Below are 20,359 nucleotides of genomic sequence, written 5' to 3'. Positions count from 1 at the left end.
CCGGCCGGTCAGCGGTCCCCGTCCTTCCGGGGCTGCTGCGCCTGCGTCTTCTTCGCCTCCGGTTTGGGCGTGCTGCGCACGGCCTCCGCGCGCAGCAGGGCACGCAGGACCGCATACGGATCTGAGGGCATGGCTGTGCTCCTTGCGTCGTACTGACTGACCTTGCTGGGGGAAGGGGTCTGTCAGCAGCGCAGGACCACCGAGCACAGGGCGGGCAGGGCGGCGGGCGGCCACGGCGCGGCCGGCGAAGAGCCGCCCTCCGGGACGCCGGGCGCCGCGTCGGGCGCGGTACGCGCCGGTTCGACGGGACGGGGAGCGGTGCGGGACGGTGGCCGCAGGGCAGTGTCCAGCACGTCGTGGTCCGCGAAGTCGACGGCCACGACCGGCGCCGTGTGCATCTCGGCGCGGGCGCCCGGCACCAGCAGGACGAGCAGCAGCACGAGCGCCCGCGGCCAGACACGGCCGAGCGGGAGGCTTCGCGCGGTGCTCATGGAAGGTCATCTCCCCGCAGGACGTAGGGCGTTCATCGCGGCGGCGCCGAGTTCCGCCCGCACGGCGTACGGAGCCGGGTCACAGTGCGAGCGGAACCTGCTCGGCGTGACTGCGGATCCGGATCGACGTGATGATCTCGACGATGCCGACCGCGATCAGCCAGATGCCGCCGATCAGGGTGAGCACGGCGATGGACTGGAACGGCGAGACGATCAACACGATTCCGGCGACGAAGGTCACGATCCCGAGGAAGATCTGCCAGCCCCGGGCCGGGACGCCGCTGTCGGAGGCCGCGGCAAGCGTCTGTGTGATGCCGCGGATCAGCCAGCTGATGCCGATCCACAGGGCGAGCAGCAGGATCGACTGCATGGGGCCGCGGAAGCAGAACAGGCCCAGCAGGATCGACAGCGCGCCGCTGATGAACGCCAGGACCCGCAGCGAGGTCGTCTTGTGCGTCCCGAAGGCGGAGACCAGCTGGAACACGCCGCTGACGAGGAGGTAGACGCCGAAGAGGATGCCGGCCGCGAGCAGGGAGGGCCCCGGCCAGATCAGTACCAGGACGCCCAGGACGAGGGACGCGACGCCGGTGAGCAGGACGATCTGCCAGGCGGCCTGGGACAGGGCGTGCAGCGGCCCTTCGAAGGGCGGCTCGGGCTCGCGGTGGCCGCGCGGGGTGTGCTGGGCGTGCTGGGTGGAGTGGACCTTGCGGTCGTCGTACTCCCGGCCCTCGGGGGAAGCGCTGCTTGGTGGCTCGGTCATGCTCCATGCTGTGAACGGGCCCGGAGTCCGCGCCACTTTGGACAGTCCACCCGGCTGACGCGCCGCGCCCGCGAGGTCACTTGCCCGCGGACTTGGCCGTCTTCGCCGTCTTGTCCGCCTTGGCCGCCGCCTTCATCTCCTGCTTGTGCGCCCGCACCTTGGCCAGCGACTCGGGTCCCGTGATGTCGGCGACGGACCGGAAGGATTCCGGCTCGCCGTACGCCCCCGCGGCCTCCCGCCACCCCTCGGGCCGGACTCCCAGTTGCTTGCCGAGCAGCGCCAGGAAGATCTGTGCCTTCTGCTTGCCGAAGCCCGGCAGGTCCTGAAGCCGTTTCAGCAGTTCCTGACCGCTGTCGACGCCCCGCCAGACGGCCTCGGTGTCCCCGTCGTAGCGCTCGACGAGGTACTGGCACAGCTGCTGGATGCGCTGGGCCATCGACCCCGGGTAGCGGTGCACGGCAGGCTTCTGCGAGAGCAGCGCGGCGAACGCCTCCGGGTCCTGCGCCGCGATCTCGTGCGCGTCCAGGTCGTCGGCGCCGAGCCGCCCCGCGATGGTCGCCGGGCCCTTGAACGCCCACTCCATCGGGACCTGCTGGTCCAGCAGCATGCCGGTCAGCGCGGCGAGCGGACTACGGCCGAGGAGCCGGTCGGCCTCGGGGTCCTGGGCGAGGTGCAGGGTGACGTCCATGGGTCGATGATCCCCCGTGCGGGCCCGGGTCGCGCGCCAGTGCCGCCGCCGGGTAAGTTAGGCAAGGCTAACCTAAAGTAAAGGGGTGTCACAGGGGTGACGACCGAGATCTACCGCGACGCCCGGGGCATCCCGCACGTGCGCGCCGGCAGTGCCCGCGAACTCGCCCGCGCCCAGGGCCGGGTCACCGCCCTCGACCGCGCCTGGCAGCTGGAGGTCGAGCGGCACCGGTCCCAGGGCACCTCGGCGTCCTTCCTCGGCACCTCGGCCCTGGCCTGGGACGTGTTCGCCCGCCGCGCCCGCCTGGACGACACCGCCCGGCGCTGCTTCGCGGTCCTGGAGCGACGGGACCCGGAGGCGGCGGACTGGGTACGGGCGTACGTCGACGGCGTCAACGACGGCCTGGCCGAGGGCGCCCGCCGCAGCCCCGAGTTCGCCGGTACCGGCCTCGCCCCCGGCCGCTGGCACCCCTGGACCCCGCTCGGCGTCTGGCTCGGCACCCACATCCTGTTCGCGGGCTTCCCGGCCAAGCTGTGGCGGGAGCAGGTCGCACGGCACCTCGGACCGGACGCGGTCGCCCTGTTCGCCGCCGACGGTCCCGGCAGCTCCGGCAGCAACGGCTGGGTGGTGAGCGGCGAGCGCACGGTCACCGGGCAGGCCGTCATCGCGGGCGACCCGCACCGCTTCATCGAGGACCCCGGTGTCTATCAGCAGATCCGCCTCGCCTGCCCCGAGTTCGACGTCGTCGGCCTCGCCGTCCCCGGCGTCCCCGGCATCGCCCACTTCGGCCACACCGGCACGGTCGCCTGGGCCATCACCAACGCCATGGCCGACTACCAGGACCTCTACCGGGAGCGCCTGCGCCGCACCGGCGCCGGGGTCGAGGCCCTCGGCCCCGACGGCACTTGGGGGCGCGCGGTCCGGCACACGGAGACCGTGGAGGTCGCCGGGGAGACACCGGTGGAGATCGAGGTGATCGAGACGGAGCGGGGCCCGGTGATCGCCGGGGGACCGGAGGGCCTGGACGGCGCCGACCCGTACAGCGATGCCGTCCCCACCGCCCTCGCCCTCCGCTATCCGCCCCGGGTCACCGAGGACCTCGGCTTCAGTGCCCTCCTCCCCCTCCTGCGTGCCCGTGTCGTCGCCGACGTCGACCGGGCCCTCGACGGCTGGGCGGAGCCGGTCAACGTCGTGCAGGCCGCCGACACCGAGGGCGGTCTGCTGCACCGTGTCGCCGGGCGGGTGCCGGTGCGGGCGGTGCCCAACCGGACGCGGCTGGTGCCCGCCTGGGTGCCCGGCCACGAGTGGACCGGCTGGCACGAGACGCCCCGCGCCGGGCTGACCGACGGCATCGCGGTGATGGCGAACCAGCGCGGCCCGGCCACCCCCCTGGGCACCGAGTTCGCCTCGCCCCACCGCGCCGACCGCATCCGCGCCCTCCTCGACGAGCGCCGCACCTGGTCCGCCGTCGACATGCCCGCGATCCACATGGACACCCATCTCGGCTCCGCCGTGCCCCTGCTGGACCACCTGGCCGCCCTTGAGGACGTCACCCCCGAGGCCGCACGGCTCCGGGACCGCCTCCTGGCCTGGAACCGCCGGATGGACGGGGACAGCGCCGACGCGGCGGTGTTCGCGGCGGTGCGCGGCGCGGTCGTACGCCGGCTCGCCGCCCACCCGGCGTTCGCCCCGCTGACCGAGGTACCCGCGTACCCGGAGGTCCTGCTCCCCTGGCTGGCCCTCGTCCCCCGCGTCGGCTTCGCTCTCGAACACCTGCTGAGCGCCGAGGAGCTGTACGGCATCGACCGCCCCGCCACGGTCCGCGCCGCCCTCGAAGAGGTCGCCGCCGGCCGGCCGACGGGCACCTGGGCCGACACCCACCGCCTCGCCCCCTGGCGGGCGTTGCCCGAGGAGCCGTACGCCCCGGACTCCCCGTCCCGCGAACCCGGTCTGTCCGGCGACCACGACTGTGTGCTGTGCACCTCCGCCGTGCCCGGACTCACCGACCTCGCCGCCCGCGGCCCGGCCGCCCGCTACGTCTGGGACCTGGCCCGCCGCGAGGACAGCCGCTGGGTGGTGCCCTTCGGCGCCTGCGGGGTCCCCGGCTCACCGCACCACCGTGACCAACTCCCCCTGTGGCTCGGGGGAGAACTCGCCCCGGTCGTCACCGACTGGGACCGCCTCGAAAGGGACACCGATGTCTGACCCGTACGCCGCCCCCGCCCGCGAGGCCGTGCACGAGCGGCCGGTCGACGGCTTCGGGACCGTCCGCATCCTGCCCCTCGACCCGCAGGCCGACGCCGACGTCCTGCACGCCTGGGTCAGCGAGGAGCGGGCCGTCTTCTGGGGCATGAACGGCCTGAGCCGTGCGCAGATCCGGGAGATCTACGGCCACATGGACACGCTCGCCACGCACCACGCCTTCCTGGCGGTCGTGGACGGCACACCGGCCGCGCTGCTGCAGACCTACGACCCGGAGGCCGACCGGGTCGGCGAGTGCTACGAGGTCCGGCCCGGCGACATCGGCCTGCATCTGCTCGTCGCACCCGCCGGGCAGAACGGCCCGCGGCCCGGCTGGACCTCGGCGCTGGTGACCGCCTTCGCCGCGTACTGCCTGCTCGGCCTGGACCGGCGCCGGATCGTGGTCGACCCGGACGTGCGCAACGAGAAGGCCATCGCTCGTTTCGTGCGGCAGGGCTTCGAGAAAGGCCCGGCGGTCATCCTGCCGGAAATCGACATTCCGGACGTGTATCTGCCGGAAAAGCACGCCCAACTGGCCTTCCTCACCCGGGAGGTAGCCTTCCCCGGTGACTCCTGACGACCTGGTGGTGGGCTGCGGGGTGTCGGTGCGGCCCGCCTGGTGAGCGCGGCGGGTGGTTCGTCCGTACGTATCCGAGAGCATGAGTCCGAAGACGGAGCGGTGGACGTGGGCGAAGGGCGTAGCGGTGCCTTCTGGCGTAGCGGTGTCTTCAGCGGAAACCGGCGACTTCAAGGGCTGGTGCTGCTGGGCACCATGCTGGTCCTGCTCCTCCTCGGCGGAGCCGGTACCGCCTCGGCACACGCCGGCCTCCGGTCCGCCGACCCTGCGGACGGAAGCGTCCTCAAGTCCGCACCCGAGTACGTCACCCTGACCTTCACCGAGTCCGTCGCCCTGCTCGACGACTCCTTCCGGGTGTACGACCCCGCCAACCACCGGGTCCGCACGGGCGGGGCACGGCACGCTCCCGGCAGCTCCGACACCGCCCGGGTCAGCCTGCCCGGCAAGCTCGGCACCGGCACGTTCACCGTGGCCTGGCGAGTCGTCTCGGCGGACAGTCACCCGGTCTCCGGCGCCTTCACCTTCTCCGTGGGCAAGCCCTCCCCGACGACGGCGGCCGTGACCGACGGCGCCACCGAGGACCCCACGACCGTCGGCCTCTACAACATCGTGCGCTACGTCGCGTACGGCGCGGTCGCCCTGCTCATCGGCACGCTCGTGTTCCTGGCCCTGTGCCGTCCGCCGGACCCCGGCCCGCTGCGCAGGCCGGTCGTGACGGGCTGGTGGACCTTGTTCGGGGCCACCGTGCTCCTACTGGTGCTCCGCGCTCCGTACGAGGAGGGCACGGGCCCGGCGACGGCCTTCGACCTCACCGCCCTCGCCCGTACGGTGACCGGCCGCCCGGGACTGGCCCTGCTGGCCCGCCTGGCGCTGCTGCTCGTCGCGGCCGCCCTGCTGCTGCGCGTGCGGCGCTGGTCCCGCCCGGCCCTCACCGCGGCGGGCGCCCTCTCCGTCGGCCTGGCCCTGACCTGGGCGGCCGCCGAACACGCCTCGGCGGGCATCCAGGTGCCGGTGGCGATGACGTCGTCCGTTCTGCACCTGCTGGCGATGGCGGTCTGGCTGGGCGGCCTCACGGCCCTGCTCACGACGCTGCACCGCGCCGCCGAACCGGTTCCGCCCGCCGTGGTCACCCGCTTCTCCCGCCTGGCCTTCACCTCCGTGACCGTCCTGGTCGTCACCGGCGTCTACCAGTCCTGGCGAGGCCTGGGCTCCTGGAACGCGCTCACGGACACGTCGTACGGCCGCCTCCTGATCGCCAAGCTGGGCGCGGTGACGCTGCTGCTGGCGGCGGCGGGTTGGTCGCGACGGTGGACGGCGCGGCTGGTGGCCGCGCGGGTGACGGGGGCCGTACGGAAACGCGTACCGGAGCTGGTCGGAGGCCCGCCCGGGACACCGCCGGCACAGCCGGAACGGGCCGACGCAACGTCCTCCGAGGATCCGGACCCCGACGATTCGGACCCCACCCACCGGGGCCTGCGCCGCTCCGTGCTCGCGGAGGTGACGGTCGGCGTCGCGGTGCTGGTCATCACGACCTTCCTGACGGGCACCCTGCCGGGCCGGGCGGTGGCCGAGGCGGCGGACCCGGGCACGGCGGCGACCGGCATTCCGACCGCCTCCGTCACGATGGTGCCGTTCCGGGTCGGCAACCACGGCGGCAAGGTGCAGATCACCCTGGACCCCGGCCGGGTGGGCCGGAACTCCGTGGAGGCCGTGGTCTTCGGTCCCGACGGCGGCCTGGCCACCGTCCCCGAACTCCGTCTCTCCTTCACCCTGGCCACCCAGAAGATCGGCCCGCTCGACGCCAAGGTCGCCGACAGGGGTGGCTACTGGGCCACCGACTCCCTCAATCTGCCGATCCCCGGCACCTGGACGATGAAGGTCACCGTGCGGGCGTCGGACCTGGACCAGGTGACGGTGTCGAAGCCGGTACGGATCGTGCGTTAGCGCTCCGCCAGACCGATCGTTTGATCGTTCGGCGCGTCCGCCGCCAGGCCGCCCAGGGCGGCGAAAAGGTGCCAGAGGGTGCTCGAAGGCGGGACTTCCCCGTCCATTCGCGCGCTTCTCTGAGGTAATCGAGCATGAGTGCTGAGAACCGCCCCGGGCCGACATGGGGCCGCCCAGGCAGGGCAGATGGCGCGTCGGCGGTGCCGCGGCGTCGTTGGCCGTCGTGGTGCTCGGTTTCGCCGAACCCGCGCTTGCGGCCCCGCTGAGCACGCCGTCGGCGCCCACGAACATGAGCCCTTCCCACACATGGTCGCGAGGTCATGCCGCGTCACTCGGTCATCCCGTGCCGTTCACTCCTGCCGGCGCATGCACTGGCGGACGCGGATGCCGGATGTGATTGAGACCGCAATGGAGACCAAGGCACACCAAGAACCCCGGCCGCCGAAGCGGTCCGGGGTTCTCGTTTCGCCTGTTAGGGCGGCTGCGGAGGATACGAGATTCGAACTCGTGAGGGGTTGCCCCCAACACGCTTTCCAAGCGTGCGCCCTAGGCCTCTAGGCGAATCCTCCGCCGGAAACATTACATGACCGAGGGGAGTGCTCGCGAACTCGTTCCTGCTGGCCGGGATCGGGTACTCTTTGCGCAGCCCCTCACGCGGCGCTATCTGACTGAACTCCCCCAGGGCCGGAAGGCAGCAAGGGTAGGTCGGCTCTGGCGGGTGCGTGGGGGGCGTCTGCGTTTGCGGGCGGGGCTGGTTGTCAGTGGGCGCCTATAACCTCGTATGCGTGTCGTCTCTCGCGCTGTACCGCCGCTATCGCCCGGAGTCCTTCGCCGAGGTCATCGGGCAGGAGCATGTCACCGCCCCGTTGCAGCAGGCGCTGCGGAACAACCGGGTCAATCACGCGTACCTGTTCAGCGGGCCGCGCGGGTGTGGCAAGACGACCAGCGCGCGGATCCTCGCCAGGTGCCTGAACTGCGAGCAGGGGCCCACGCCGACGCCGTGCGGTGAGTGCCAGTCCTGCCAGGACCTGGCCAGGAACGGGCCGGGATCGATCGACGTGATCGAGATCGACGCCGCTTCGCACGGTGGCGTGGACGATGCCCGTGAGCTGCGCGAAAAGGCCTTCTTCGGCCCCGCGAGCAGCCGGTACAAGATCTACATCATCGACGAGGCCCACATGGTCACGTCGGCCGGCTTCAACGCGCTGCTCAAGGTCGTCGAGGAGCCGCCCGAGCATCTCAAGTTCATCTTCGCGACCACCGAGCCCGAGAAGGTCATCGGGACCATCCGCTCGCGCACCCATCACTATCCGTTCCGGCTCGTCCCGCCGGGCACCCTGCGGGACTACCTCGGCGAGGTGTGCCAGAAGGAGAACATCCCCGTCGAGGACGGTGTGCTCCCGTTGGTGGTGCGTGCGGGCGCGGGGTCCGTGCGTGACTCCATGTCCGTCATGGACCAGCTGCTCGCCGGTGCGGGCGCGGACGGTGTGACGTATGCCATGGCGATCTCCCTCCTCGGCTACACCGACGGGTCGCTGCTGGACTCCGTCGTCGAGGCGTTCGCCACCGGGGACGGGGCCGCGGCGTTCGAGGTCGTGGACCGTGTCATCGAGGGCGGCAACGATCCCCGACGGTTCGTCGCCGACCTGCTGGAGCGCCTCCGGGACCTGGTGATCCTCGCCGCCGTTCCGGACGCCGTGGAGAAGGGGCTCATGAACGCCCCGGCCGATGTCATCGAGCGCATGCAGGCCCAGGCCGGCATCTTCGGCGCCGCCGAGCTCAGCCGCGCCGCCGACCTCGTCAACGAGGGCCTCACCGAGATGCGCGGCGCCACCTCGCCCCGCCTCCAGCTCGAACTCATCTGCGCGCGCGTGCTGCTGCCCGCCGCCTACGGCGACGAGCGCTCGGTGATGGCCCGCCTCGACCGCATCGAGCGGGGCGTCAACTTCTCCGGCGGCGGTGGCGCGCCCGCGGCGGGGTACGTTCCCGGTCCCGAGGCGCACATGGGTGCGGGACCGGCCGCCGGTGCGATGCCCGTTCCGCCGGGGGGTGGCATGGCGGCGGCCAAGGCGGCCGTGCGAGCCACCGGCGGCGATTCGGACTCTGGTGGTGAACTGGGCGTCCCGCACCCGGCTCCGGCGCAGGCTCCCCCGGCGGCAGCCGCCTCACAGCCATCCGCCTCGCAGCCATCCGCTCCGCAACCATCTGCTCCCGCCCCTGTCCCCGCCGCCCAGGCCCCGGCTGCCGGTGCCTGGCCCACCGCCGCACCCACCGGCGCCGGCCGACGTCCCGGCGGCTGGCCCACGGCTGCCCCGACGGGCAGCGGCCGGCCGTCGTCCCAGACTGCGGCCGCCCCCGGCCCCGCGGCCTCCGCGCCCCCGGCGGCGCCCGCCGCTCCCGTGGCACCCGTCACCCCCGTGGCCCCCGTCCCCGGCGGCCTCGACCCCCGCATGCTCTGGCCGAACATCCTGGAGGCGGTCAAGAACCGTCGTCGCTTCACCTGGATCCTGCTCAGCCAGAACGCCCAGGTGGCCGGGTTCGACGGCACCACCCTCCAGCTCGGCTTCGTCAACGCCGGCGCCCGCGACAACTTCGCGAGCAGCGGCAGCGAGGACGTGCTGCGACAGGCGCTGGCCGAGCAGTTCAACGTGCAGTGGAAGGTCGAGGCGATCGTCGACCCGTCGGGCGGTTCGGCGCCCCCGCCGTCCGGCGGCTCCCCGGGGTACGGCGGAGGTGGAGGCGGAGGCGGCGCCGGTGGCTACGGCAACCAGGGCGGCCCCGCGCAACGCCCCGCCCCGCCCCAGTCGTCCCCGGCCCCCCAGGCTCAGCCCGCGGCCCAGGCTGCTCCCACCCCGGCCCCGGCACCCCGGCCGACGGCCGCCCCAGAGCCGCCCCCGGTGGCCCCCGAGGACGACATCCCGGAGGACGACGACCCGGACCTCGACGAGTCGGCCCTCTCCGGCCATGACCTCATCATGCGGGAGCTGGGAGCGACGGTGGTCGAGGAGTTCTCGAACGAATAGAACGAAAACGGGTAGAGCGGATAGAACGAATAGGAGGAGCGGGGTGCGCCCGGCTGCGCGGAGCCCGTCGTTTGGAGGAACGTACAGCGGTCTCCGCTCCCGGCCTTCGGAAGCCCGTACAAACACCCCGGCCCGCGCCGGATAGGCTGACCCCGTGAAGGTCCTCGTCATCGGCAGCGGCGCCCGCGAACACGCCCTGTGCCGCTCCCTGTCCCTCGACCCCGACGTCACCGCGCTGCACTGCGCCCCCGGCAACGCCGGCATCGCCGAGGTCGCCGAGCTGCACCAGGTGGACGCCCTGGACGGCAAGGCCGTGTCCACGCTGGCCACAGAGGTCGAGGCCGACCTCGTGGTCGTCGGCCCGGAGGCCCCCCTGGTCGCCGGGGTCGCCGACGCCGTGCGTGAGGCGGGCATCCCGGTGTTCGGCCCCTCCAAGGAGGCCGCGCAGCTCGAGGGGTCCAAGGCCTTCGCCAAGGACGTGATGGCGGCCGCCGGCGTACCCACCGCCCGGTCCTACGTCTGCACGACCGCGGAGGAGGTGGCCGCGGCCCTCGACGCCTTCGGCGCCCCCTACGTCGTCAAGGACGACGGGCTGGCCGCGGGCAAGGGCGTGGTCGTCACCCATGACATCGAGGCCGCCAAGGCGCACGCGGCGGAATGCGAGCGCGTCGTCATCGAGGAGTTCCTCGACGGCCCCGAGGTCTCCCTCTTCGCGATCACCGACGGCGAGACCGTCGTCCCGCTCCAGCCGGCGCAGGACTTCAAGCGGGCCCTCGACAACGACGAGGGCCCGAACACCGGCGGCATGGGCGCGTACTCCCCGCTTCCCTGGGCCGAGCCCAAGCTGGTGGAAGAGGTCCTGCAGACGGTTCTGCAGCCCACGGTCGACGAGATGCGCCGGCGCGGCACCCCGTTCTCCGGGCTGCTCTACGCCGGTCTCGCGATCACCTCGCGCGGTGTGCGGGTCATCGAGTTCAACGCCCGCTTCGGCGACCCGGAGACCCAGGTGGTCCTGGCCCGTCTGAAGACCCCACTGGCCGGTGTTCTGCTCGCCGCCGCGAACGGCGCCCTCGACGACCTGGCCCCGCTGCGCTGGAGCGAGGACGCGGCGGTCACCGTCGTCGTCGCCTCGCACAACTACCCCGGCACCCCGCGCACCGGCGACCCGATCACCGGCCTCGACCGGGTGGCCGCCGAGGACGCCCCGCACGCGTACGTGCTGCACGCGGGCACCCGGCGCGAGGGCGACGCGGTCGTCAGCGCCGGTGGCCGCGTCCTGTCCGTCACGGCGACCGGCAAGGACCTCACCAAGGCCCGCGAGCGGGCGTACGCGGCCGTGGAGCGCATCAGCCTCGACGGTTCGCAGCACCGTACGGACATCGCCGCGAAGGCGGCGGCGGGCGCGTAACCCCCGTACAAACGCCGAACACTGCCGTACAAACGCTGGACGACCACCGTCCTCGTGCCATGCCTCGGGCCCCGGAGAAATCCGGGGCCTGATCATTGCTGTCTGTCGTACACCTCTGCCCAAAGCCATTCCATCGAGTGAGCAATGCCCCATCCGGCTGACGGGGGCCGAGGCCCCAACTAGGGTGCGGCGCAAGCGTTCCGGCACTTGGCCCACCGGCATTGCGATGTCTCCGGCGGGTGCCACAGTGGGGGAGTGAGCAACGCCAGGACAGCACCAGGGCATCAGTGGCATCAGCGAGGGGGTGACCTCCGGTCGTGACCGGAATGGGTGTGGAGGCGGGCGCGCAGGCGGCGCGGTCCCGGGCCCTCGCCGTGCTGCGGATCCGCGGCCGGGCGCTGGCCGTGGCCCTGCTGCCCGCGGCCGTCGCCGTGATCCTGCTGGCCGGCGGTTCCACGGGCCATCTGCCCGGCAGCGGCTGGGACCTCGCCCGCTGGACCATGAGCGGGGTCGCCCTGCTGGTGCTGCTGGCCGCCGCGGGCATCGCGCTGATCGTGGCCCGCTCCCGCCCGGCCGTGAGCCCGACGGTCGCGATCCTGGAGGAGTCCGCCCCCGACCTGTACCGGATGGTGCGTGACCTCGCCGACCGGCTCGACGTGCCCGCGCCCTCCGCCATAGCGCTCACCCCGGACTGCGACAGCTGGCTGGAGGACCGCACCCACCCCGCGCACGGCCCGCCTCCGCCCGAGCACCACGACGAGCTGGCGGACCCTGGCCGGCGCGCCCAGCGCCGTACGGCGGCCGCGCCCGTCCTCGTCATCGGCTCCCCGTTCCTGTGGTGGATGCGGGTCGGCGAGCTGCGCGCGGTGCTCGCTCCGGTCGTTGCCGGTACGGGCCCCTCGGCGCACCCGGACATAGCGGCCGCCCGCCGTTTCGTCCGGGGGCTGGACGCGGCGGTCGCCGTGACCTCCGCACCCGGGCGCGGCCCGCTCGCCCGCTCCGTGCTCGCGGGCGTCGGCTGGGTGGCGCGACTGATGCTGCGCGGCTGCCGGGAGCACGCGGCCGAGATGGAGAGGGGCGTGGCCGCCGCGGCCGCCGAGCGTGCACAGGCTGTGGATTACGGCCTGCGGATCGTCGCCCAGGAACAGGTGGGGCTGGCGTACGCGGGCTGGGACCGGCTGCTGACCCGGGTCGCGCTGCCGGCCTGGCGGATGGGCCGCTGGCCCTCCCGGCTGGACGCGGGCGTGGTGGCGGCGCTCACCGAGCTGTCCCGGCGGGATCGCCTGGCCGAGGGCTTCGCCTCCCGGCTCGGCGAGCGTCCCGCCTGTGATCTGCTGGAAGAGCCCGGCCTTGTGGACGAGGCCGCCTCCCTGCTCGCCGCCCGCCTCTTCCACGGCGGCCCCGCGGAGCAGGGCCCGGACTGGTCCCCGGTGGACTGGCAGGAGTACCCGGACGAGGTCGTGGACCGGAAGTGGCGCACCGACGCGGCCCGTCTCCACCGCGTCCTGGACTCCCTCGGTGTCCGCGCCACCCCCGACCCCACCGCCCCGGCCCCCGGCGGCCCGACCCTCTCCCGCGTCCTCGACCACCTGTCGGATCCCCCGGACGAGGCCGACGACGGCCCCTCTCCGGCCGGTGCGTGCGGCGAGGGAGACGCGATGGCCGCGGAGGACGAGGACAAGGCGCCCGAGGGCGTAGGCGGCGAAGACGGCGGCTACGACCGGCCCTTCCCCGACACCGCCGCATACGACGACGAGCCCGACGGCGACTCCGAGAACCAGCGCGGTGCCGCCCTCGCCGCGCGGCTCAGCGCGGAGCTGGCCCGTGAGGAGGCCTCCGCCTGCGCCTCCGCACCGCCGACCGGCTCGGCCCGCCCCGGCCAGGGCCCCGACACCGGCCTGTGGGAAGACGGCGCCCTGCCCCTGTTCCCCCTCCAGCCCCCGCGCACCGCCCGCGAGCTCCTCGCCGACCACGTCACGGCGATGGTGTGCTGCGCCGCGATGGACACGGCGGGCGCGGTCCCGGGCCTGGACTGGCTCGACGGCCCGTCCCTCCTCATCAACGGCGAGCGGGCCGCGGATCTGGCCTCCCGGGTGCTCAGCCTGACCGAGGAAGGCGATCCGGACCCGCTTCGAGCCTGGCTGATCGAGTCGGGGATACGCCCGGAGAAGCCGGTACGGCTCGTCTGACCTCGGACGATGGTCCGTCGTAGCGGAGTGCCTTCTTCCATTTCAGGTCAATTCGCAACGAATAGTGACCGCGCGCGTGCGTTATGTGATGTGCTGGGACCGATCGCGCACATGGCAAGGGCTTACGACATACGACAGCCGCATCGCACGCACAGCACGGGGGCCCGAGGGAGGGGAGCGATCATGGGATCCGAGCAGATCCGCCGCTGGGAGTCGGGGGCACTCGCACACGCCGTCACGGACCCCTTCGGCCTGGGACCGGTTCCCTGGCTGCGCGGAAGCGAGACCTACTTCGACGACACCGGCCATGTCGTCCCCTGGTACGTGGACGCGACCCAGCAGCACGCGCCCCCGACGGGCACCGGCAGGCCGCGAGTGCCGGCTCCGCGCCCCTCCGGCGGCCCCCGCTCGGCGGACGACGTCCACCGCCAGATCAAGGGCTTCACCTCCACCGGCGCGGTCGCGCCCGGCGAGGCGGTCGACTTCCACATCACCGTCGACCCGCCCCAGCAGTTCGGCGTCGACATCTACCGCATCGGCCACTATGGCGGCGACGGCGCCGCCAAGATCACCACCAGCCCCCGGCTCTCCGGCATCGTCCAGCCCCCGCCGCTGACCGCCGACCGCACGGTCTCCTGCCACCACTGGTGGCTGTCCTGGCGGCTGCAGATCCCGTCGTACTGGAGCAACGGCGCCTACGTGGCCGTCCTCACCACCGCCGACGGCTACCGCTCCCACGTGCCGTTCACGGTCCGCGACAACCACCCCGCGGATCTGCTCCTGCTGCTCCCCGACATCACCTGGCAGGCCTACAACCTCTACCCGGAGGACGGCCACACCGGCGCCAGCCTCTACCACGCCTGGGACGAGAAGGGCCGGCTGCTCGGCGAGGCCGACGCCGCGACCACGGTCTCCTTCGACCGCCCGTACGCGGGCGCGGGCCTGCCCCTGCACGTCGGCCACGCCTACGACTTCATCCGCTGGGCGGAACGGTACGGCTACGACCTCGCCTACGCCGACGCCCGCGATCTGCACGCCGGACGCGTCGACCCCACCCGTTACCGGGGCCTGGTCTTCCCCGGCCACGACGAGTACTGGTCGACCCAGATGCGCCGCACGGTGGAGATCGCCCGCGAGAGCGGCACCTCGCTCGTCTTCCTCTCCGCCAACACCATGTACTGGCAGGTGGAGCTGGGCCCCGCCCCCTCCGGCGTGCCGGACCGCCTGCTCACCTGCCGCAAGCGCAAGGGGCCGGGTCGGCCGGTGCTCTGGCGCGAGATCGACCGACCCGAACAACAGCTGGTTGGCATCCAGTACGCGGGCCGGGTCCCCGAGCCCCATCCGCTGGTCGTCCGCAACGCCGGCCACTGGCTGTGGGAGGCGACCGGCGCCGCCGAGGGCGACGAGCTGGCGGGCCTGGTGGCCGGCGAGGCCGACCGCTACTTCCCGCGCACCCCGCTCCCCGACCACGAGGAGCGCATCCTCCTCGCCCACTCCCCCTACACCGACAACGACGGCGTCCAGCGCCACCAGGAGACCTCCCTGTACCGCGCGCCCTCCGGCGCCCTGGTCTTCGCGTCGGGGACCTTCGCCTGGTCACCGGCCCTGGACCGGCCGGGACACGTGGACCCCCGTATCCAGCGGGCCACCGCCAACCTGTTGGACCGAATCTGCAAGCGCGACTGACCCGCTGTCCATGACCGGCCACCCCATACGGGACAATCGAGCCACTTGGACAGAACCACGGGGAGGAACCGTGTCCGGATTCGTCGAAAAGCCCGAGCCGATCCAGGTTTCGGGTCTGGTGCATCTGCACACCGGCAAGGTGCGCGAGCTGTACCAGAACGAGGCGGGCGACCTCGTGATGGTCGCCAGCGACCGCATGTCCGCCTACGACTGGGTGCTGCCGACCGAGATCCCCGACAAGGGCCGCGTCCTCACCCAGCTCTCCCTGTGGTGGTTCGACCAGCTCGCCGACCTGGTCCCCAACCACGTCCTGAGCACCGAGCTGCCCGCGGGCGCACCCGCCGACTGGGCGGGCCGCACCCTGGTCTGCAAGTCCCTGCGGATGATCCCGGTCGAGGCCGTGGCCCGTGGCTATCTCACCGGCTCGGGCCTCGCCGAGTACCAGGAGTCCCGTACGGTCTGCGGCCTCGCCCTGCCCGAGGGCCTCGTCGACGGCTCCGAGCTGCCCGCCCCGATCTTCACCCCGGCCACCAAGGCCGAGGTCGGCGAGCACGACGAGAACGTGTCGTACGAGGAGGTCGCCCGGCAGGTCGGCGCGGACACCGCCGCCCAGCTGCGCCAGACCACCCTCGCCGTCTACAACCGGGCCCGGGACATCGCCCGTGACCGCGGGATCATCCTCGCGGACACCAAGTTCGAGTTCGGCTTCGAGTCAGACACCCTCGTCCTCGCCGACGAGGTCCTCACCCCGGACTCCTCCCGCTTCTGGCCGGCCGACCAGTGGCAGCCGGGCCGCGCGCAGCCGTCGTACGACAAGCAGTTCGTGCGCGACTGGCTGACCTCCGCCGAGTCCGGCTGGGACCGCAAGAGCGAGCAGCCCCCGCCGCCGCTGCCCCAGCAGGTCGTGGACGCCACCCGGGCGAAGTACGTCGAGGCGTACGAGCGCCTGACGGGCCTGAGCTGGGCGTAACGCAATGGGCGTAACGCAAAAGGCCCCCGGGAAACCGGGGGCCTTGCTGGAGCGGACGACGAGGCTCGAACTCGCGACCTCAACCTTGGCAAGGTTGCGCTCTACCAACTGAGCTACGTCCGCATTGCGCTGCTGCGCGAGAGCAACTATACCCAACCTCGCTCCCGTGCGAGACGGACCGCCGCATGGCGGTTCTCGGCCCCGAGTTTCGTCACGGCCGAGGAGAGGTAGTTCCGCACGGTCCCCGGCGACAGCACGGCCCGCTCGGCGATCTCCGCGACCGGTGCCCCGTCGGCGGCCAGCTCCAGGACCTCGGCCTCGCGCGCGGTCAGCGGCGAGTCCCCGGCGGAGATCGCGTCGGCGGCCAACTCCGGGTCGACGTAGCGGTTTCCGGCGTGCACGGTACGGATGATCTCCGCGAGCCGCTGGGCGCTGACGGTCTTCGGGACGAACCCGCGCACACCTGCCGCAAGGGCCCGTTTCAGATGGCCGGGCCGCCCGTGACCGGTGACGATCAGCACCTGGCAGCCGGGCAGTTCGGCCCGCAGGGATGTGGCGACCTTCACACCGTCGGCGCCCGGCATCTGAAGATCCAGGACCGCCACGTCCGGTTCATGGGCCCGCGCCATGGCGAGTGCCTCGGGTCCGGTCGCCGCCTCGGCGACCACGACGAGGTCGTCCTCCAGGGAGAGCAGCGCGGCCAGCGCCCCGCGGATCAGATGCTCGTCGTCGGCGAGCAACAGCCGTACCGGGGAACTCATGACGCAACTCCACTCACACTCGCCACGGGCACCTCGGCCACCAGCCTGAACCCGTCCTCCCCGACGGCGCCCGCCGTCAGGGTCCCGTCCACCACGGCCAGCCGCTCCCGCAGCCCCGCGAGCCCGGAACCCCCTCCCCCGTCGGGGGCCGCGGACGCTCCGTCGTTCTCCACCGTCAGCACCACACGCCCCTCCAGCACCCGCAGACTCACGGCACATCGCATGGCGTCCCCGTGCCGCAGCACGTTGGTGGTGGCCTCCCGCACGACCCAGCCGAGCGCGGACTGCACGTCGGCGGGCAGCCCGTCGGCGGCACCGGTGATGTCGCATTCGACCCCGGCCGCCGTCAACACGCCCTGCGCGCCGACGAGTTCGACATCGAGGTCGGCCTCCCGATAGCCCCGTACGACATCGCGCACCTCCCGCTGCGACTCCTGTGCGATGCGCTGTACCTCGATCATCTGCTCCACGGCCTCCGGCCGCTCCCGCCGGGCCAGTTGCACGGCCAGCTCGCTCTTGAGGGCGATCACGGACAGGTTCCGCCCCAGGACGTCGTGCAGATCCCGTCCGAACCGCAGCCGCTCCTCGGCGACGGCGAGCCGGGCCTCGATCTCGCGGGCGCGTTCCGCCTCCCAGAGCACGGACAGGGTCCAGGCGCCGCAGCGCGCGGCCGTCAGGGCGAAGCCGGTGGCGAAGCCGCACACCACCGTCGTGGCGAGGACACCGAGACCGTCCAGGCGCACGATCGAGAGGGCGCCCACGATCAGCGCCGTGAGGACCGCGGATCGGCGCAGGAACACCGGGACGGACACGGTGAGCGCGTAGGGCAGCCCGAACGGCACGAGCACCGCCGCGATCGTCAGCCGGGCCGTGAGCGGATCGGTCCCGTCGACCGCGGCGAGCGCCATGATCAGGGCGAGCGCCAGGCCGAGCAGGACGGCGGCGGCGCGCTGGGAGCGGGGCGGCAGTTCGGCGCGCCCCAGGTAGTGGTCGAGCGCGGGCCGGACGAGCCGGCTCGCGGCCGCGCACTGCAGCAGGTCGACGGCGACCAGCAGCCCGCCGAGCACCATCGGCACGGGCCGCCGGTCGAGCCCGCCCACCAGCGGCAGCATCAGCCAGCTGAGCGGAAGCACCCAGATGGTGGCGTGCCAGGTGACCACGCTCTGCAGCTCGACGCGCTCCGCCTTGCTGCGCTCCCGCCAGTGACGCTGATGCAACCGCCGTATCCGCCCCACCATGTGCTCCCCGGTACTCAGCGCCGCGGCTCCCACCGGAACCACCGCCGTACAGCAAACACCGCCAGAACGGTCCAGGCCAGCGTGGTCAGTACGGAGCCCAGCACCTCGTACGCGCCGAGATGGCCGGTCCAGCCCGCGCGGACCAGCCGGACGGCGGGGGAGAGCGGGAGGAGGTCGCAGACGGAGGCGAGCCGGTCGGGCAGCACCTCGGTGGGGATCGCGATGCCCGAGCCGATCATCGACACGAGCACCAGGGGCAGTGCGGTGACCTGGGCGCTCTCGGTGGTCCTGGTGAAGGCCGAGGTGAGGGCGGCGAACGCGGCGCTCAGCACCAGGCCCGACAGGACGCCGAGGACGGCCAGCTGCGGTGCCCTGGGCGCCCCCGCGTCGAGGAGCACCGCGCAGCCCACGGACAGCACCAGCGCCTGGGCGAGTCCGACACAGACCGCGGGCAGGGCCGTGCCGACGAGGATCTCCATGTCCCGGAGTTCGCCGGTGCGCAGCCGCTTGAGGACGAGTTCCTCGCGGCGGGTGACGAAGGAGCCCACCAGCGCGGTGTACACGCAGAAGAGGAAGGAGAAGCCGATCGAGGCCGTCAGCATCACCGTGCCGACGGTCAGTCCCTCGGCCTTGAGGTCGATCTGCTCGACCGCGGGCCGCACGGTGAACGGCAGCGCGAGCGGTACGAGCAGCGCCGTGAGGACGGCACTGCGGTTGCGGCCGAGCAGGGTGAGTTCGGCGCGGGCCAGGGCGCGCAGCCGCCGGGCCACCGGTGCGTGTGCGAGGGTGCTCATGCCGCTGCTCCTGCCGTGGGCTCCTGCTCCCGCGCGATCCCGAGGAACGCCTCCTCCAGCGACGCCGACCGCATGTCGAGGCCGCGCAGTTCGACCCCGGCCCGCTCGGCCCACACCAGCAGCCCGGTGGCCGTCCGCTGGAGTTCCCGGGTCCGCAGCCGTACGGTCCTGCCCGCCACCTCGTGCCCGCACACCGCCAGCTCGGCGAGCGGCGGCAGGTCGCCGAGGAAGTACCCCTGGGGCAGTTCGAAGGAGATGCGGGAGGGCCGGCCCGCGGTCACCTCGGCGGGCGTGCCGGAGGCGGCGATGCGGCCCTCGTGCAGGATCGCGAGCCGGTCGGCGAGACCCTCCGCCTCCTCCAGGTAGTGCGTGGTGAGCAGCACGGTGGTGCCGGTGTCGCGCAGCGCCCGCACCAACTCCCAGGTGTCCCGGCGCCCTTCGACGTCGAGGCCGGCCGTCGGCTCGTCGAGGAACAGCACCTCGGGCTCGCCGAGCAGCGCGAGCGCCAGATCCAGGCGGCGCCGCTCACCTCCCGACAGCTGCTTCACCCGCACACCGGCCTTCCCGGCCAGCCCGACCAGCGCCAGTGCCTCGGCCCCCTCATGGCTCGTTCGCCTCCGGGGCGCTTCAGCCGGTGTCGAGGCCGCGACCGTGCGCATCCCTTCGGGCCTCCGCGCTCCCCCAAGCTCTCGGCTTCGCTCGAACAGGGGGGACCCCCATGCACCCTCGACACCGGCGCGCCCCTTCGGCTCACTCGCGAGCGGCCGGGCCCCGCTGGTGCAGCCGGCCCACATCCGCGCGGTCTCGGCGACGGTCAGCTCGGACGGGAAGCCGCCCTCCTGGAGCATCACACCGGTGCGCGACCGTACGGCGGCCCGCTCCAGGTAGGGGTCGTGGCCGAGGACCCGCACCTGCCCGCCCGCTGGTGCCGTGAGGCCCTCCAGCAGCTCGACCGTCGATGTCTTGCCCGCGCCGTTGGTTCCCAGCAGCGCGAAGATCTCGCCGCGGTTCACGGAGAAATCGATTCCGCGCACCGCCTCGAAACCGCCCCCGTAGACACGCCGGAGGTCGGTGACCTCGATCACGTGCTCGTGCTCGTTGATGTCCATGACCTCAGCGTCCCGGCGGGCGGGGCCGGGCAGCAGTGCGCGGTGTCATCACTCGGCATGACAAATGTCAGACGGACGGCACATAAAAAAAACCCCGGTCATGAAGACCGGGGCTTCTCTGGAGCGGACGACGAGGCTCGAACTCGCGACCTCAACCTTGGCAAGGTTGCGCTCTACCAACTGAGCTACGTCCGCACTGCTCCCGACCGGCTCCCACCGATCGGTGCGAGCACCAGCCTACCCGATCCACAAGCATGCTTGTGACGGTGGTGGTGCCAGAGCGGGTGACAGGAATCGCACACTGCGCCTTCCCCCTGGAAGGGGGATGTTCTACTACTGAACTACACCCGCATGTAGTCCGTGGGATCCGGCCTTTCGGCCTCGCCCCTCGGCGTGCTCCAGACATTAGCTGATCAGCAGGGGGGTAGCGCAAGTCGGCTGTCCTCAGGGCCCGGTGACGGACCCTGAGGACTCACCCCT

General features: G+C 72.7%; 16 protein-coding genes, 4 tRNA genes and 1 other RNA gene. 9 read left to right on the top strand and 12 right to left on the bottom strand.

Annotated elements, in window-relative coordinates; translation table 11 throughout:
* Positions 1-8 precede the first annotated feature (8 nt).
* From ACZ4EG_RS17365 to ACZ4EG_RS17350, 4 genes are all read right to left on the bottom strand, one after another.
* Positions 9-131, bottom strand: coding sequence for a hypothetical protein (locus ACZ4EG_RS17365; protein WP_263210422.1), 123 nt, complete (start codon positions 129-131; stop codon positions 9-11).
* A 51-nt stretch (positions 132-182) separates the two neighbouring features.
* Complete coding sequence (locus ACZ4EG_RS17360) at positions 183-491, bottom strand: hypothetical protein (protein WP_467791163.1); 309 nt, start codon at positions 489-491, stop codon at positions 183-185.
* Between the two features lie 79 nt (positions 492-570).
* A complete protein-coding gene (locus ACZ4EG_RS17355; RefSeq protein ID WP_467791162.1) occupies positions 571-1,251 on the bottom strand; it encodes an HdeD family acid-resistance protein in 681 nt (226 codons plus the stop codon).
* A gap of 76 nt (positions 1,252-1,327) precedes the next feature.
* Entirely contained in the window at positions 1,328-1,939 is a 612-nt protein-coding gene (locus ACZ4EG_RS17350; protein WP_453556641.1) for an HhH-GPD-type base excision DNA repair protein, read from the bottom strand.
* A gap of 96 nt (positions 1,940-2,035) precedes the next feature.
* On the opposite strand from ACZ4EG_RS17350, the gene ACZ4EG_RS17345 reads away from it, so the two are divergent.
* The 3 genes from ACZ4EG_RS17345 to ACZ4EG_RS17335 all read left to right on the top strand — a co-directional run bounded on the left by ACZ4EG_RS17345 (position 2,036) and on the right by ACZ4EG_RS17335 (position 6,701).
* Complete coding sequence (locus ACZ4EG_RS17345; RefSeq protein WP_467791161.1) at positions 2,036-4,144, top strand: penicillin acylase family protein; 2,109 nt, start codon at positions 2,036-2,038, stop codon at positions 4,142-4,144.
* Positions 4,137-4,757 (top strand): GNAT family N-acetyltransferase, encoded by a 621-nt coding sequence (locus tag ACZ4EG_RS17340; protein ID WP_467791160.1) that lies wholly within the window; start codon positions 4,137-4,139, stop codon positions 4,755-4,757. Before ACZ4EG_RS17345 ends, ACZ4EG_RS17340 begins: the two co-directional genes overlap by 8 nt.
* Before the next feature lie 180 nt (positions 4,758-4,937).
* On the top strand, positions 4,938-6,701 hold the full coding sequence (locus ACZ4EG_RS17335; RefSeq protein WP_467791370.1) for a copper resistance CopC/CopD family protein: 1,764 nt from the start codon (positions 4,938-4,940) through the stop codon (positions 6,699-6,701).
* 484 nt (positions 6,702-7,185) lie between these two features.
* Here ACZ4EG_RS17335 and ACZ4EG_RS17330 read toward each other — a convergent pair.
* Positions 7,186-7,270, bottom strand: a tRNA-Ser gene (locus ACZ4EG_RS17330).
* Positions 7,271-7,343: 73 nt separating this feature from the next.
* Between ACZ4EG_RS17330 and ffs the strand changes: the two genes are divergently transcribed.
* The 6 genes from ffs (at position 7,344) to ACZ4EG_RS17300 (ending at position 15,977) form a co-directional block, all read left to right on the top strand.
* Positions 7,344-7,438: signal recognition particle sRNA small type (gene ffs / locus ACZ4EG_RS17325), an RNA gene on the top strand.
* A gap of 48 nt (positions 7,439-7,486) precedes the next feature.
* Complete coding sequence (locus ACZ4EG_RS17320) at positions 7,487-9,724, top strand: DNA polymerase III subunit gamma and tau (protein ID WP_467791159.1); 2,238 nt, start codon at positions 7,487-7,489, stop codon at positions 9,722-9,724.
* 154 nt (positions 9,725-9,878) lie between these two features.
* The gene (gene purD, locus ACZ4EG_RS17315; protein ID WP_467791158.1) at positions 9,879-11,132 is read left to right on the top strand and encodes a phosphoribosylamine--glycine ligase; all 1,254 of its coding nucleotides are present in this window, start codon (positions 9,879-9,881) and stop codon (positions 11,130-11,132) included.
* 326 nt (positions 11,133-11,458) lie between these two features.
* Positions 11,459-13,321, top strand: a complete 1,863-nt coding sequence (locus ACZ4EG_RS17310; protein ID WP_467791369.1) for a hypothetical protein — start codon at positions 11,459-11,461, stop codon at positions 13,319-13,321.
* 183 nt (positions 13,322-13,504) lie between these two features.
* Entirely contained in the window at positions 13,505-15,007 is a 1,503-nt protein-coding gene (locus ACZ4EG_RS17305) for a N,N-dimethylformamidase beta subunit family domain-containing protein (RefSeq protein WP_467791157.1), read from the top strand.
* A 70-nt stretch (positions 15,008-15,077) separates the two neighbouring features.
* Positions 15,078-15,977: a phosphoribosylaminoimidazolesuccinocarboxamide synthase gene (locus ACZ4EG_RS17300; RefSeq protein WP_453556665.1), complete on the top strand. Its 900-nt coding sequence runs from the start codon at positions 15,078-15,080 to the stop codon at positions 15,975-15,977.
* A 47-nt stretch (positions 15,978-16,024) separates the two neighbouring features.
* On the opposite strand, the gene ACZ4EG_RS17295 is transcribed toward ACZ4EG_RS17300, so the two are convergent.
* From ACZ4EG_RS17295 to ACZ4EG_RS17265, 7 genes are all read right to left on the bottom strand, one after another.
* Positions 16,025-16,100: transfer RNA gene (locus tag ACZ4EG_RS17295), tRNA-Gly, on the bottom strand.
* A 23-nt stretch (positions 16,101-16,123) separates the two neighbouring features.
* Complete coding sequence (locus ACZ4EG_RS17290) at positions 16,124-16,738, bottom strand: response regulator (RefSeq protein ID WP_453556667.1); 615 nt, start codon at positions 16,736-16,738, stop codon at positions 16,124-16,126.
* The gene (locus ACZ4EG_RS17285; protein WP_467791156.1) at positions 16,735-17,976 is read right to left on the bottom strand and encodes a sensor histidine kinase; all 1,242 of its coding nucleotides are present in this window, start codon (positions 17,974-17,976) and stop codon (positions 16,735-16,737) included. Before ACZ4EG_RS17285 ends, ACZ4EG_RS17290 begins: the two co-directional genes overlap by 4 nt.
* A gap of 14 nt (positions 17,977-17,990) precedes the next feature.
* Positions 17,991-18,770: an ABC transporter permease gene (locus tag ACZ4EG_RS17280; protein ID WP_467791155.1), complete on the bottom strand. Its 780-nt coding sequence runs from the start codon at positions 18,768-18,770 to the stop codon at positions 17,991-17,993.
* Entirely contained in the window at positions 18,767-19,879 is a 1,113-nt protein-coding gene (locus ACZ4EG_RS17275) for an ABC transporter ATP-binding protein (RefSeq protein ID WP_467791154.1), read from the bottom strand. The genes ACZ4EG_RS17280 and ACZ4EG_RS17275 overlap by 4 nt, the downstream gene beginning before the upstream one ends.
* A gap of 119 nt (positions 19,880-19,998) precedes the next feature.
* A tRNA-Gly gene (locus tag ACZ4EG_RS17270) sits at positions 19,999-20,074 on the bottom strand.
* A gap of 84 nt (positions 20,075-20,158) precedes the next feature.
* Positions 20,159-20,230: transfer RNA gene (locus tag ACZ4EG_RS17265), tRNA-Gly, on the bottom strand.
* Between the last annotated feature and the right edge of the window lie 129 nt (positions 20,231-20,359).

The organism is Streptomyces sp. NPDC025638, from assembly GCF_055558775.1.
This window is presented reverse-complemented; position numbering and strand designations above follow the sequence as displayed.

Bases quoted from the DNA above. Each gene is read 5' to 3' on its own strand.
- ACZ4EG_RS17280 (WP_467791155.1), bottom strand. From the start codon at position 18,770: ATGAGCACCCTCGCACACGCACCGGTGGCCCGGCGGCTGCGCGCCCTG.
- ACZ4EG_RS17290 (WP_453556667.1), bottom strand. From the start codon at position 16,738: ATGAGTTCCCCGGTACGGCTGTTGCTCGCCGACGACGAGCATCTGATC.
- ACZ4EG_RS17285 (WP_467791156.1), bottom strand. From the start codon at position 17,976: ATGGTGGGGCGGATACGGCGGTTGCATCAGCGTCACTGGCGGGAGCGC.
- ACZ4EG_RS17365 (WP_263210422.1), bottom strand. From the start codon at position 131: ATGCCCTCAGATCCGTATGCGGTCCTGCGTGCCCTGCTGCGCGCGGAG.
- ACZ4EG_RS17350 (WP_453556641.1), bottom strand. From the start codon at position 1,939: ATGGACGTCACCCTGCACCTCGCCCAGGACCCCGAGGCCGACCGGCTC.
- ACZ4EG_RS17355 (WP_467791162.1), bottom strand. From the start codon at position 1,251: ATGACCGAGCCACCAAGCAGCGCTTCCCCCGAGGGCCGGGAGTACGAC.
- ACZ4EG_RS17305 (WP_467791157.1), top strand. From the start codon at position 13,505: ATGGGATCCGAGCAGATCCGCCGCTGGGAGTCGGGGGCACTCGCACAC.
- ACZ4EG_RS17275 (WP_467791154.1), bottom strand. From the start codon at position 19,879: ATGGACATCAACGAGCACGAGCACGTGATCGAGGTCACCGACCTCCGG.
- ACZ4EG_RS17340 (WP_467791160.1), top strand. From the start codon at position 4,137: ATGTCTGACCCGTACGCCGCCCCCGCCCGCGAGGCCGTGCACGAGCGG.
- ACZ4EG_RS17310 (WP_467791369.1), top strand. From the start codon at position 11,459: ATGGGTGTGGAGGCGGGCGCGCAGGCGGCGCGGTCCCGGGCCCTCGCC.
- ACZ4EG_RS17360 (WP_467791163.1), bottom strand. From the start codon at position 491: ATGAGCACCGCGCGAAGCCTCCCGCTCGGCCGTGTCTGGCCGCGGGCG.